The sequence below is a fragment of the Pseudomonas syringae CC1557 genome, from assembly GCF_000452705.1.
Taxonomy (GTDB): domain Bacteria; phylum Pseudomonadota; class Gammaproteobacteria; order Pseudomonadales; family Pseudomonadaceae; genus Aquipseudomonas; species Aquipseudomonas syringae_F.
Map to the genome: position 1 here is coordinate 3,840,224 of NZ_CP007014.1, position 12,717 is coordinate 3,852,940.

Annotated in this window: 11 protein-coding genes; 3 read left to right on the forward strand and 8 right to left on the reverse strand. The window is 58.8% G+C overall.

Annotated elements, in window-relative coordinates; translation table 11 throughout:
* Position 1: 1 nt before the first annotated feature.
* A complete protein-coding gene (locus tag N018_RS16915) occupies positions 2–1,129 on the reverse strand; it encodes a saccharopine dehydrogenase NADP-binding domain-containing protein (RefSeq protein ID WP_025390291.1) in 1,128 nt (375 codons plus the stop codon).
* Positions 1,130–1,385: 256 nt separating this feature from the next.
* On the opposite strand from N018_RS16915, the gene N018_RS16920 reads away from it, so the two are divergent.
* Positions 1,386–1,904 (forward strand): GNAT family N-acetyltransferase, encoded by a 519-nt coding sequence (locus N018_RS16920; protein ID WP_024647615.1) that lies wholly within the window; start codon positions 1,386–1,388, stop codon positions 1,902–1,904.
* 34 nt (positions 1,905–1,938) lie between these two features.
* On the opposite strand, the gene N018_RS16925 is transcribed toward N018_RS16920, so the two are convergent.
* Positions 1,939–2,661 (reverse strand): haloacid dehalogenase type II, encoded by a 723-nt coding sequence (locus N018_RS16925; RefSeq protein ID WP_025390292.1) that lies wholly within the window; start codon positions 2,659–2,661, stop codon positions 1,939–1,941.
* A gap of 221 nt (positions 2,662–2,882) precedes the next feature.
* Here N018_RS16925 and N018_RS16930 point away from each other — a divergent pair, with 221 nt between their 5' ends.
* Positions 2,883–4,523 carry a methyl-accepting chemotaxis protein gene (locus tag N018_RS16930; protein ID WP_025390293.1) on the forward strand — a complete coding sequence of 547 codons (1,641 nt, stop codon included), beginning with the start codon at positions 2,883–2,885 and terminating at the stop codon, positions 4,521–4,523.
* Positions 4,524–4,536: 13 nt separating this feature from the next.
* Here N018_RS16930 and N018_RS16935 read toward each other — a convergent pair whose 3' ends face one another.
* The 5 genes from N018_RS16935 to N018_RS16950 all read right to left on the reverse strand — a co-directional run bounded on the left by N018_RS16935 (position 4,537) and on the right by N018_RS16950 (position 9,501).
* Positions 4,537–5,736 carry an MFS transporter gene (locus tag N018_RS16935; RefSeq protein ID WP_025390294.1) on the reverse strand — a complete coding sequence of 400 codons (1,200 nt, stop codon included), beginning with the start codon at positions 5,734–5,736 and terminating at the stop codon, positions 4,537–4,539.
* Positions 5,737–5,958: 222 nt separating this feature from the next.
* On the reverse strand, positions 5,959–7,251 hold the full coding sequence (locus N018_RS16940) for a PQQ-dependent sugar dehydrogenase (protein WP_025390295.1): 1,293 nt from the start codon (positions 7,249–7,251) through the stop codon (positions 5,959–5,961).
* Positions 7,248–7,676: a DUF2231 domain-containing protein gene (locus N018_RS16945; protein WP_025390296.1), complete on the reverse strand. Its 429-nt coding sequence runs from the start codon at positions 7,674–7,676 to the stop codon at positions 7,248–7,250. The genes N018_RS16940 and N018_RS16945 overlap by 4 nt, the downstream gene beginning before the upstream one ends.
* A 146-nt stretch (positions 7,677–7,822) precedes the next feature.
* Positions 7,823–7,966 (reverse strand): DUF2256 domain-containing protein, encoded by a 144-nt coding sequence (locus N018_RS26675; RefSeq protein ID WP_080274863.1) that lies wholly within the window; start codon positions 7,964–7,966, stop codon positions 7,823–7,825.
* Positions 7,963–9,501 (reverse strand): cryptochrome/photolyase family protein, encoded by a 1,539-nt coding sequence (locus N018_RS16950; RefSeq protein ID WP_025390297.1) that lies wholly within the window; start codon positions 9,499–9,501, stop codon positions 7,963–7,965. Before N018_RS16950 ends, N018_RS26675 begins: the two co-directional genes overlap by 4 nt.
* Positions 9,502–9,748: 247 nt before the next feature.
* Here N018_RS16950 and N018_RS16955 point away from each other — a divergent pair, with 247 nt between their 5' ends.
* On the forward strand, positions 9,749–11,917 hold the full coding sequence (locus N018_RS16955) for a TonB-dependent siderophore receptor (RefSeq protein WP_024647098.1): 2,169 nt from the start codon (positions 9,749–9,751) through the stop codon (positions 11,915–11,917).
* A gap of 55 nt (positions 11,918–11,972) precedes the next feature.
* On the opposite strand, the gene N018_RS16960 is transcribed toward N018_RS16955, so the two are convergent.
* Positions 11,973–12,656, reverse strand: a complete 684-nt coding sequence (locus N018_RS16960) for an ArsR/SmtB family transcription factor (protein ID WP_025390298.1) — start codon at positions 12,654–12,656, stop codon at positions 11,973–11,975.
* Between the last annotated feature and the right edge of the window lie 61 nt (positions 12,657–12,717).

Below are 12,717 nucleotides of genomic sequence, written 5' to 3' on the forward strand. Positions count from 1 at the left end.
GTCAGCCCTCCACACTCTGAAAATGCACATCCAGACGAATATTCGACGGCTCGTTGATCGCCGCAAGATACTCCTCCACCGTGACTTCACCCACACAGGCGCGCGCTCCCGGAAGTGGACGATAGCCAGAAGCCATTTTTGCGCTCAAGGCCACCGCCGCGCAGCTGGGGATCTCCGGTCCCTTGTCATTCAGCGCCGTCAACTGCGCGCGCATCTGCAGCGGTCGGCCATCGAGTCCTGCGCCGTCGACATCAATGTACATCGCGCTTTTACGATCACCCAGGTGTTCGAAGCGTGTTCCCCAGCGGTGCAGGCGAACGGCCCACGGTGCAGGGTCGCGGACCAGTCGCAAACGAATTGCCAGCGCCAGCAACCACGTTGCAATCACCCCCGACTTGAGCCCCGAGCCCGCCTTGAAGCTAAGGTTCTGCGCTTCATAGCGCGTGGCGAAGACATCAATATCCGGGGCATCGACGTTGGCCAGTAACCGCGTGCCCATGCCGGGCATCGGGCGCAGGGTCAGATCCATCCAGCCCGACACCTCATTCACCCGGCCGCCCTTGAGCTGGCGGATGGGCCTCCCTGCATAAGCCAGCACGCCGAGCACCGTAGACACACCCGGCATCTTCGCCGCAGATGATATGCCGTGCTCTATCGAATCAATGCGTAAAAAACGCTGACGGTGCTGATCAATGATCGCAGCCGAAAGCGTGGGCACCGAACTGCATCCGCTCAGCAGGCTGACACCGGCATCCCGGGCGGCGGCATCGAGCGTAGCGATACCGGAAACAAAGGTTCGGCAGTCTGACAGGTCACAATAATTGACCCCCGCTTCAATACAATGCCGCGCCACTGCGTAGGACTGCCCCTGAAAAGGTCCTGCCGTGTGAATGACCAGATCGATACTCAGCGCGCGCAGCTCGCCGCCCCAGCCGTCCTGCATGACATCCACGCACCAACTCTGGCAGGGCTTTGCGCCCAGTGCTTCCAGCTCGGCAACCCTGGTTGCCAGCTTGCGGCTGTTGCGACCTGAAATAACCAGCTCGATACCCGGCATCATCACCAGATGGTTGCTGATCAGGCTGCCGAAGTTACCGTAGCCACCAATGACCAAAACCCGAAATGCCATTTATCGTCCCTGACGTACTGGAAGTTAATAAGCACTGACTCGAATGTTGCAGTGAGTACTGGCCGTGAAGTGTGCGCGCATTATTGATCATTGGCCGCATACCGGGTAAAGACCCTGTGCTTTTTCTGATCGGAAAAAGAGCCATTATCAGGCGGCTCGCGCGCGCTATTGCCACCCATACGGCCCCATTGCGCAATTTGATCAAGCAGTTGCAGGATGCAACACTCGGATTCTGAACCAGACAAGTGCGACTTCGATGACCCTCACCTTCAGACGCCTCATCCCAACCGACGCAACCGCTTATCGCGCACTCATGCTCAAAGCCTACGAGCATCACCCGGACGCGTTCACTTCAGACGTGACAGAGCGTGAAACATTACCCATCGCGTGGTGGGAGAAACGGCTCGACAGCGGCCCGACGGCCAGCGAAGCGGTGTTTGCCGCCCTTGAAGATGAGCACCTGTTGGGGGTCGCCGGGTTGTCGGTGGAAACCCGGAAAAAGGCCTCTCACAAAGCTACGGTATTCGGGATGTACGTGCACCCTGCGCACAGACACAGAGGCATCGGATCTCAATTGCTGTATAGCGTGCTGGCGTATGCCAAATTCCGGCCCCGGCTTCTGGTTGTTCAGCTCACCGTGACCGAGGGTAATGCCGAAGCACAGGCGTTGTACGAACGGATGGGATTTGTAACGTTTGGCGTTGAACCGTTTGCAGTGGCTGTGGGCAGCCGGTTCGTGTCCAAAGTACATATGTGGAAGGATTTGCGGGAGTGATCGGCCAGGGCGGCTGATAAACGCCCCGCAGGTTTCAGCAGCCCAGCGCTTCTGCTGCATCAGTCAGCGAATCGACGATCACGTCCCAGTCTTGCTCGGCGACCCGATCAGACGTCTGGCCTGGCCCATGTTCATGGGGGCGCAAAACGAACACGGTCTTGAAGCCATTGGCCCGAGCGGCCGCCAGGTCAGCATTGTGTGCGGCCACCATGGCCATCGATTCCGGCGGGAGACCGACCGCTTTTGCGGACTTCAGATAGGTCTGTGGTTGTGGTTTGTATGTGCCCGCGATTTCCGCGCCGACAATAACGTCCCACGGCAACCCGCCGAACTTCGCAAGATTGAGCATGCCCGCGATGTGCCCGTTTGACAGCGTACCAATCGAGAATCTGCTTTTTAAGCGGGTGAGCCCGGCAACCGAGTCGGGCCATGGGTCCAGCCGCTCCCAGGCCTTGTTCAGCTCTGTCAGCTCGACGTCATGGATTCTGCCGAAATCCACGCCATGGCTGGACAGTACCATTTCGAGATTTTCCCGGTTCAGGACATCCAGCGTCACGAACGGCCGCTCACCTGAACGCACGCGCTGCATGGATGGCTGGTAGAGGCCTCGCCACTGATCGGCAAAGTCGAGAGGATCAACCTGTATGTTGTGCCGTTTCAAAAAAGGGACGGCGGCTCGGGCGACGCCGTTTCGCCAATCCACGACCGTGCCGAATACGTCGAACCCCAGAAAGCCTGTGTCCTCCAGCTTGCTCATAGCGCTACTCCAGATAAATGCCTGCATTACATCCCGTAGCAAACCAAACTGTTATGCCACAGTCAGCAGACCGACAAATTCTGCAATAACTCCTGTCTATCCGATAGCGTGTAAATATCTATTTGGCAGGATCATGGCTCAAGCATACTGTCCAGCCAGCCGCTATAAGTATGACGCCACTTTTCTGGCCACCACTGGTCCATTCCCTACGAGTTTATCTGATGAAAAAACCGGTTTCTCTGGCAACCCGCATCGGTCTGGGATTTGCCGCCGTGGTGTCGCTACTCATATTGATCACAGCCGTCGGCATACAACGCGTTGGCTTCATCGACTCGACTCTGGAAGATGTTGGAGAAAACGCCGCAAAGGTTCAGCGTTACGCGATCAACTTTCGCGGTAGCGTACACAATCGGGCGATAGCCCTGCGCGATGCCGTACTGGTCAACAATGATCAGGACCTTGCCGTGCATCTGGCAGAAATGACTCGCCTCGAAAAAGACTATGTCGACTCGGCCGCACCAATGGATCAGCTGTTTTCCAAGCCTGCCGTAACGGGAGAAGAGCGTCAGTTGCTGCGCGGTATCAAGGAGATAGAGCAGACCACGCTGGCGTCCACCAAAGACGTCATCGCACTGCGTCGCGCAGGTGATATTGCCGGTGCTCAAGCGCTGTTGCTGCGTCAGGTTTCCGGTGATTACAGTGAGTGGCTGAAACGGATCAACGCCCTTATTGATCATGAAGAAGCGTCGATCCGCTCGCAACTGGACGACGTGCAGGCAACCGCAAGCCAGTTCAGAGGTTTGATGCTGCTGGCCACTGCATTTGCCGTGCTGCTGAGTATCGTGCTGTCGGTGTTCATCATCCGCTTTGTCAAAAGGACGCTGGGCGCAGAACCCGCCGAAGTTGCCGAGGCCATTCAGCGACTGGCCGCAGGCGACCTGCAGCAAACCATCTCTACCGAGCATCCCGGGAGTGTGATGGGCGTGCTGAAAACCGCGCTGGCTCGCCTCTCCGAGACGATCACTCAAGTTCGCATGGCCGCTCAGGAGGTCAGCCAGTCATCGGCCGTGCTGTCGGCGGCGTCCTCTGGCAATAACGCTCAGGTCATGGTGCAGACTCGCGAAGCCGAACAGGTTGCAGCGGCCATCAGTGAGATGGCGGCTACGGTCAATGAAGTGTCCGGCTATGCAGCACAGGCGGCAGATGCGGCGCGCTTGGCCGACACCGAGGTGGAAACCGGCAACAGTCTGGTGGAAGGCACGACCGCAGCCATCGAACAACTGGCGGCCACGCTGGTCGAGACGACCAGCACTGTGGAACAGGTATCCCGACACGGCGAGCAGATCGAGACGGTTATCGAAGTCATCAACTCGATCGCCTCCCAGACCAACCTGCTGGCCCTCAACGCCGCCATTGAGGCTGCGCGCGCGGGCGAGCACGGTCGGGGCTTTGCCGTGGTGGCGGATGAAGTGCGCTCTCTGGCAACCCGTACCCAGCAGTCGACGCAAGAAATTCAGGCGATGATCAGCACGCTGCAAGGTGGCACCGAAACCGCCGCGCAGAACATGCGTGACAGCTGCGAGCTGGTCAACAAGGCTGTGGCGCAGACACGTAATGCGCAGAGCGCCCTGTCGAAAATCAGCAAGGAGGTCGGCGCAATCAATCACATGAACGCGCAGATCGCCAGCGCTTCAATTCAGCAAAGTTCGGTGGCCGAAGAGGTCGCGATGAATATCAACAGTATTCATGGGTCAACGCTTAAATCAGCCAGCGGATCCCAGCAGGTCGCAACAGCCAGCGAAGAGCTGGCCCTGCTCGCAGATCGCCTGACGCAAAAGGTGGCGTTTTTCAAAGCCGGATGACGAGGGCGATGCATTACTCTGTGCAGGTGACCCGCCTTGACCTGCGCAGCGAAAACCCCACGGTAGCCATGGACAGCGCGGCACACACCGCGCCGGTCACTATCGCAGCGGCGAAGCCTCCACCTTCGGAGACCAGCCCGCCGATGAACGCCCCGCCGCCAATCGACAGGTTCACCACACAGACCAGCAGCGCCTGAACACCCTCCACGCGTCCATTCGAAGCGTCGAAGCACCAAATCTGCGTAGTAATCGGAATCATCCCGAAAGCAAATCCCCAGACCAGAATCACCGGCCACAGCAGCCACGGATTGCTGACGAACAGCAGTAATGCCGTCAACGAGCCCAGCATCAGCAGGGTCATGATCAATACCGACGACGGCGCATTTCTGGCCGCCAGCCCGCCACCCGCCAGATTGCCTGCTACCGCTGCGAGGCCGAAGGCAAATAACAGTAAGCCCAGCGCCTGCCCCTTGATATTCGCAGCGTCCTGTACGAAGGGCGCAAGGTAGGTGTAGGCCGCGAAGTGCCCGACATAGATCAGCAGTGCGGCAACAAACATGCGGCGAATCTTTTGCTCGCCAGCCAACGAAAGCATTTGGCTGATACCCGCAGAGCGTTCGCCCGGCAACGCAGGCAGAAGCGCTGCGATCAACACGCCTACCGCCACCGTAACCACCGCCGCCGTTTCAAATGCGGCGCGCCAGCCAAACGCTTCGCCGATCAAGGTTCCCGCAGGAATCCCGGCCACCGTACCAATCGACACGCCTGCCAGCACATACGCCGTTGCCTTCACGCCCTCCCTGCCCGGCCGCAAGCGAGGTCCGAGCGAACCGGCAATTGTCCAGAATCCCCCCAATGCAAAGCCGAGCAACACCCTGCCGGCAAGGGTCAGCCAGAACTGTCCGGATAACGCCACGATCAGGTTGGAGACCAGCAATATCGACAGCAGGCCCAGCAACAGGCGCTTGCGGTCGACATGACTGAACAGGGCAATACAGGAAGGCGCAGAAATAGCCGCGAGAAGGCCGGGAACAGCCATCATCAGGCCTGCCTGGCTGACGCTGGTTCCGAGCTCACGAGCGATATCGGGCAGCAGTCCTACAGGGAGAAATTCCGTGGTAACGGTGGCGAACGATCCGAGCGATACGCTGCCAACGGCCCACCATGAAGCGGGTTGAGTATCGAGGTTTCCAGCAGTTTCAAAGCGACTCACAGCGATTCCAGAATTCAGGTTTTTCGGCAACTGGCCAGTCTGACCAGCGCATGGATGCGCGCAACCCTAACGTGTAAACCGGGGCTGAATCCACCTTGGGGACGTAAAAGAGGACGCAGAGCATCCGGAACGGCATGCCGACGCGGAGCGTCGCACGATAATTGAGATGAGTACCGAACGAATGCCAATGCAGAGCATTGGCATTCGAGTCGCAAGCGCCGGTTACTTGTTGCGGGTCACTCTCCAGACAGTGTTGGCCAGGTCGTCGGCAATGATCAGCGCGCCCTTCGGATCGACCGTAACACCCACTGGCCGACCGCGAGTCTTGCCGTCAGCACCCCGGAAACCCGTCGCGAAGTCCACCGGCTCACCCGCTGGGCGGCCATTGGCAAACGGCACGAAGATCACCTTGTAGCCAACCGGGTTATCGCGGTTCCAACTGCCGTGTTCGCCGACGAAGACGCCGTCCGCAAACTTGTCACCCATGGCCGGGATCGAGAACGACACGCCCAGTGCGGCAACGTGTGAACCCAGGCTGTAATCGGGTTTGATCGCAGCAGCCACCTTGGCCGGGTTTTGCGGCTGAGCGCGAGAATCCACGTTCTGGCCCCAATAGCTGTAAGGCCAGCCGTAAAAGGCGCCCTCCTTCACCGACGTCAGGTAATCCGGAACCAGATCAGGCCCCAGCTCGTCACGTTCGTTGACCACCGTCCACAACTGCCCGGTGCCCGGCTGAATGGCCAGCGCTGTCGGGTTACGCAGGCCAGTCGCGTAAGGCTTGTGGGCGCCTGTCGCGGCGTCGATCTGCCAGACCATCGCGCGATCAATCTCGACCTCCATACCGCGCTCGGTCACGTTACTGTTCGAACCGATACCGACGTAAAGAAAACGACCATCAGGGCTCACGGTCAGCGCTTTGGTCCAGTGATGGTTGATCGCCGAAGGCAGGTCCGTCACTTTGACCGGCTCGCCGCTCGCCTTGGTCTGACCTTCCTGATAATCGAAGCGCACTAGAGCGTCCTGGTTAGCGACATACAGTTTGCCATTCGCAAAAGCCAGGCCATAAGGCGCATTGAGATTTTCAGCAAAGACCGTCTTCAGCTCGTACTTGCCGTCGCCATCCGCATCACGCAGCAGCGTCAGGCGGTTGCCGCCTTTGACCTTGGTATTGCCCTGCGCCTTGATGACGCTGGCGATCACATCTTTGGGCTTGAGCTTGGCAGCACTGCCACCACGGCCTTCCGCAATCAGAATATCGCCATTGGGCAGCACGATGGACTGACGCGGAATGCTCAGATCGGTGGCAATCGCGGTAATACTGTACCCCTCGGGTACGCTCGGCTTTTGATCACCCCATGCAACCGGCTCGGCAATCTTCATGCTTGGCAACAGGCCACGTTGCGGCTCCGGCAGTTTAGGGTCCGGGCCACGTGCCTGAGTGCTGTCCGCCTCGCCACCACATGCGCTCAGCAGCAGCGCCATACTCAATGCAGTCAGTGCATGGATATTTTTCATTCTGCACCTCCAGAACGCAGACTGGTCAGACCTGTCCACGTCGCAACACCGGCCAGAACAGTCACGATGACCGACAGAATCAGGCCCGACGGCATGACCGCCCAGGCATCTTTTGCATGTTCAAACGCGTTGACCAGCCCCAGCAAAAAGGTCGCCAGCAACAGCAGGAAATACGCTACAGGACGCCCGGCCTTATGATCGGCACGGATCAGGTTTACCAACGCAAACAGCAGCGCCAGCCCGCAAAACAGCAGGGCTCCGGCAATCAGCCAGGCCGCGAAGTTGCTCCATTGGATCTGAAAGGTCTGGTAGTAGGCGATATCACTCAGCAATCCGCCAAGAAACAAAGGCACGGTTCCGGCGAGCAAGGTCGCGTGTAGCGGGCCTGGCGTGCAGCGGTAGACGGGATGGGGGGTAACGGTCATGACGGCTCCTTATCGTTCGGCGACCCTGGGTCGATGCTCAATGCGAATGCGCTGGCCTTTCGGGGTCGCGCTGACTGCGCATAAGGAAGGATCATGTTGCCGAAGCGATAGTTCAGCGTTTTTCATTTCGAAATATGTTGAAAGCTTTACAGGCCGGCTGACAACTTGTTCCGGCGACAGCGTTCAGAGCAGTAGCGAACCTCGTCCCAGCAACGCGCCCACTTCTTGCGCCAGGTGAACGGCAGCCCGCAGACCGCGCAGGTTTTGACCGGCAACTCACTCTTTTTCAAAGCGCCTCCCCGGCATCCAGTCTCGCCAGTAAATGCTCGCCCCGCTCCCACAGTGCCTGTTGCTTGGGCTCGGCCATGCGATCAAGGTTTTTATAGATAATCGCCATGCGCTGATTGCGACGCAACAGGTCGCCATGGCGCATCAGGAAATGCCAGTAAAGCGCGTTGAACGGACAGGCATCGTCAGTCGTACTTTCAGTTACTTTGTATGCGCAGCCACGGCAGTAATCGGACATACGCTTGATGTACTGGCCGCTGGCGCAGTAAGGCTTGGAGCCCAGATAACCACCATCGGCATGCATGACCATGCCCAGCGTGTTGGGCAACTCGGCCCAGTCGAACGCGTCCATGTAGATCGCCAGATACCACTCGCAGATCTGCTCCGGCACGATACCGGCCAGCAAGGCAAAGTTGCCGGTCACCATCAAACGTTGAATATGGTGAGCGTAGGCATGTTTCAGGCTCTGGCCAATCGCCTGACTCATGCAGTTCATCCTGGTTTCGCCAGTCCAGTAAAACTCGGGAAGCGGCCGACTGTTGCCGAACAGATTGCCGCTGGCATAGTCGGGCATTTTCAGCCAGTAGACGCCGCGCACATATTCCCGCCAGCCAATCAACTGGCGGATAAAACCTTCCGCAGCGTTCAGCGCAACCCTGCCCGACCAGTACGCAGACTCCACATCGCTGCAGACCTGGCGCAGGTCCAGCAGACCGATATTCAGCGCAGCACTGATCCGCGCATGAAACAGAAAAGGCTCATCAGTGGCCATCGCGTCCTGATAATCGCCGAACCCGGCCAGGCCATAATCCAGAAAGTATTGCCACAGCGCCTGAGCATCGACGTGCGTGACGGGATAGTCGAAGGGCTCCAGCGAGCCGTAATGGCCAGCGAAACGCTCACCCACCAGCGCCAGCACATCGCGGGTGATGGCATCGGCGGAAAAGCGCATCGGGTAAGGCGCCGCCACGCCTTTAGGCAACGCCTTGCGGTTTTCCGCATCGAAATTCCACGCCCCTCCAACCGGCGTACCGTCGCCATTCAGCAACAGCCTGCTCTTGCGCCGCATCTCCCGGTAGAAAAACTCCATGCGCAATTGCTTCTTACCATGCGCCCACGACGAGAACTCTTCGCGGGAACAGAGAAAGCGCGTATCGGCATGCCAATGAATCGGCAACCCGCAGTCCTTGATCGACTGTTCCAGACGCCAGTCACCGCATTCAGTGACGTGCAGTTCCTCAGCGTGCAGAGCAGCCTGCCAACGCCGCAATTCTCCCGGTACCGAACCCGCGTTCTCAGGATCATCGAGCGTAACGTACTGCACCCGAATCCCACGCCCCCGCAGCGCCTCGGCAAAATGCCGCATGGCACTGAAGATCAGCGCGATTTTCTGCGGATGATGCGGCACATGACTCGCCTCCTCCATCACCTCGACCAGCAAGACCGTGTCGTGCTCGGGGTTGAGGCCTTGCAGGGAAGCGAGGTCGAACGAAAGTTGGTCGCCGAGGACGAGATGGAGTCGAGAGGATTGCGTCATGGTGGCGTTCGCCCCGATAAAAGTTGTACCAATGTAATTTCCTGTACAAGTATTTCATAGCGATTTTTATAGGCTTCACGTGGGACCAAAGTCTTTTTCATATTTCCACGCCCTGAAAATGTGAAAATTTTGTCAACTATTTGGCCGAAGCGTCTTTTTCTGGCAGAAACAACCTGTCACACTAATGAGAATAGTTAGCAACATCATTATCATCCGGCCATGGACGGCTTCAGGGAGTGTCAGGTTCATGTCGGGGCAACAATCGCAAAGCCGTTTCTCTTTCACTCCAGCCCTGCTGACAATGGGCATCTGGATCGCAACTTCTCAGTCCGTACATGCCGCTGACACACAGGGCACAGGCGCGGCGCCAGCTACAACGATGGAACTCGGGGCAACGGAAATCAGCAGTGATCAGTTGGGCTCCACCACCGAAGGCAGCAAGTCCTACACCACCGGTGCCATGCAGACGGCGACGAAATTGCCGCTGAGCATGCGTGAAACGCCGCAGGCGGTGACGGTTGTCACCCGCCAGCGCATGGACGATCAGGCCATGACCAGCGTCAACGATGTGGTCAAGTACACGCCTGGCCTGTTTCTTGATCAATCCAGCGGACCTGGCCGTCAAACCTATACGTCACGCGGCTTTGATATCGACAACATCATGTACGACGGCCTGCCCGCCTCCTACTCGGGCTACACAGCAGGCGTGCAGCCCAATCTTGCTATGTTCGATCACGTTGAAGTGATCAGAGGCGCTACCGGCCTGACGACAGGCTCTGGCAACCCTTCGGCAGCGATCAACATGGTGCGCAAACGCCCTACCGCCGAGCCGCAGGTCAGCCTCACCGGCACCGTCGGAAGCTGGGACGACTACCGTGGCGTATTCGATGCCTCCGGCCCGCTGAACGACAGCCGCACAGTGCGGGGCCGGATGGTCGGTTCCTGGCAGGACGCGAACAGCTTCCGCGACAAGGAAAAGAGTGATCACGGCGTATTTTACGGCGTGCTCGAAGCCGACCTGACGGATGCGACGACTGCAACCTTCGGCCTGTCGCGCCAGGAAGATCAGACCAACCTGTTCTGGGGCGGTCTGCCACTTGGCACTGACGGCCACCACTTGAACCTGTCGCGCTCGACTTATCCCGGTTCTGATTGGGAAAACAAGAAAATCCAGATCGACACCGTGTTCGGTGAACTGGAGCATCGCTTCGACAACGACTGGAAACTGCACGCTGCGGGCTCCAGCTCGTCGCTGGACGGTCTGTTTTCGGGCACCTATCTTTCTCGCTATAACGGTCCGCTGGAGACGACGGCTTATCAGTCAAAGCCGGATGAAAAGCAGACCGCGTTCGATGTCTACGCCAGTGGCCCGGTGGAAGCCTTTGGCCGCACCCATGAAGTGGTGGTCGGCACCAGTCGGCGCGTCTACGACAAGACCAGCAAGGAATACAGCCCATATGACACCGGGCTGCCCATTGGCGCACCGAAGCCTGACTTCGTCCGCGATGGCAAAACCCATAGCATCGCCACGCAGGATGCGGTTTACCTCACCACCCGCCTGAGCCTGGCCGACCCGCTGACGCTGATTCTTGGCAGTCGCCTGGACTGGTATGACTACGATGATCGGGCGGGCGACGAAGACTTCAAGGTCACCCGCAACCTGACGCGCTATGCGGGCCTGATCTACACGCTGGATGAACAGCATTCCGTGTACGCCAGCTACACCGACATTTTCAACCCGCAGGACTATCAGGATCTGTCCGGCAAGGTGCTCGACCCGGTGGAGGGCAAGAACTATGAAGTCGGTATCAAGGGCGAGTACTTCAACGGCGCGCTCAACGCCAGCCTGGCAGTGTTCCAGATCGACCAAAAGAACCGCGCAACACAGTCGGCGACCCAGCAAGGCTGCGCGGTGCTCACTTGCTACGATGCCGCCGGCATGGTCCGTAGCCAGGGTATCGACCTGGAACTGCAAGGCGCGCTGACCGAAAACTGGCAGGTCGGCGCAGGCTATACCTACACCCGCACCCACTACCTCAAAGACTTCGATGCAACGAAAAAGAACCAGCAATTCGACACCGATACACCCGAGCATCTGTTCAAGCTCTCGACGGTCTATCGCCTTCAGGGCGCACTGGAAAAAATGCGCGTCGGCGGCAACGTTTACTGGCAGAGCCGCATGTACAACGATATTGCCCTCACCGACAGCAGCTATCGCCTGGAACAGGGCAGTTACGCGGTCGCCGACCTGATGGCCGGGTATCAGGTCAGCAAGCATCTGGACCTGCAATTGAACGCCAACAACATCTTCGATCGCGTGTACTACACCGCGATTGGCACCAGCAGTGTCTGGGGTTCGACTGACACTTATGGCAACCCGCGCAGCTATGCGTTGACTGCGAAATACAGCTTCTGATCGTGAACCACGCCGCTACCGGGCAGGCTCGGTAGCGGCGTAGCCATTGACCGGCCTACACCCCAAACGCCTTTGCCATCCCGCCTGCCCCTTTGGGCGTCAGATGCAGTGCTCTGGAGTCCAGATGCCGACTCACCCAGCCACGCTTGAGCATCAATTCCAGCAGTGCCGCCCCCAATGCGCCGCCGATGTGCGGAGAGCGCTCGCTCCAGTCCAGACAGGCATAGGCCAGACGCCTGCGTTGCTGACGTATTGCGTCCACGTCAATGCCCAGCGCGGTCAGTGATTCGACTCCCTGCTCACTGAGCACGTAATCCTTGCCCTGCTCACTCAGCCAGCCGGCCTTGAGCACGGCGTCGTGTAACTTGACGGCGACTTCACCGGCGCAATGGTCGTAACAGGTTCGGGCCTGCCTCAAGGCCGACGGCGTATTGGGCTTGAACGGCACAGCGCTGTGCTGGGTCAGCGACAGCAAGGCTTCCAGCGCTTGTGCTACCTGCGCGTTGGCCAGTCGATAGTAACGATGCCGCCCTTGCACGAGCATTTCCACCAGGCCCTGTTCGCGTAAACGGGCGAAGTGACCGCTGGCGGTCGACGCACCAATATCGGCAAGCGCCGCCAGCTCGGTCGCGGTTCGTGCGTGCCCGTCCAGCAGCGCACAGAGCATTCGGGATCGAGCAGGATCGGCAATGGCGCCTGCCACTGCCGCCAGCAAGAGGTCTGCTGCTTCAACATCCATAGTTCGGCCATCCCTGAAGTGTTCGCGTAGGCGGTGATCATACTGCTGCCAAACCACTTGA

Bases quoted from the DNA above. Each gene is read 5' to 3' on its own strand.
- N018_RS16960 (WP_025390298.1), bottom strand. From the start codon at position 12,656: ATGGATGTTGAAGCAGCAGACCTCTTGCTGGCGGCAGTGGCAGGCGCC.
- N018_RS16925 (WP_025390292.1), bottom strand. From the start codon at position 2,661: ATGAGCAAGCTGGAGGACACAGGCTTTCTGGGGTTCGACGTATTCGGC.
- N018_RS16915 (WP_025390291.1), bottom strand. From the start codon at position 1,129: ATGGCATTTCGGGTTTTGGTCATTGGTGGCTACGGTAACTTCGGCAGC.
- N018_RS16920 (WP_024647615.1), top strand. From the start codon at position 1,386: ATGACCCTCACCTTCAGACGCCTCATCCCAACCGACGCAACCGCTTAT.
- N018_RS16955 (WP_024647098.1), top strand. From the start codon at position 9,749: ATGTCGGGGCAACAATCGCAAAGCCGTTTCTCTTTCACTCCAGCCCTG.
- N018_RS16930 (WP_025390293.1), top strand. From the start codon at position 2,883: ATGAAAAAACCGGTTTCTCTGGCAACCCGCATCGGTCTGGGATTTGCC.
- N018_RS16940 (WP_025390295.1), bottom strand. From the start codon at position 7,251: ATGAAAAATATCCATGCACTGACTGCATTGAGTATGGCGCTGCTGCTG.
- N018_RS16945 (WP_025390296.1), bottom strand. From the start codon at position 7,676: ATGACCGTTACCCCCCATCCCGTCTACCGCTGCACGCCAGGCCCGCTA.
- N018_RS16950 (WP_025390297.1), bottom strand. From the start codon at position 9,501: ATGACGCAATCCTCTCGACTCCATCTCGTCCTCGGCGACCAACTTTCG.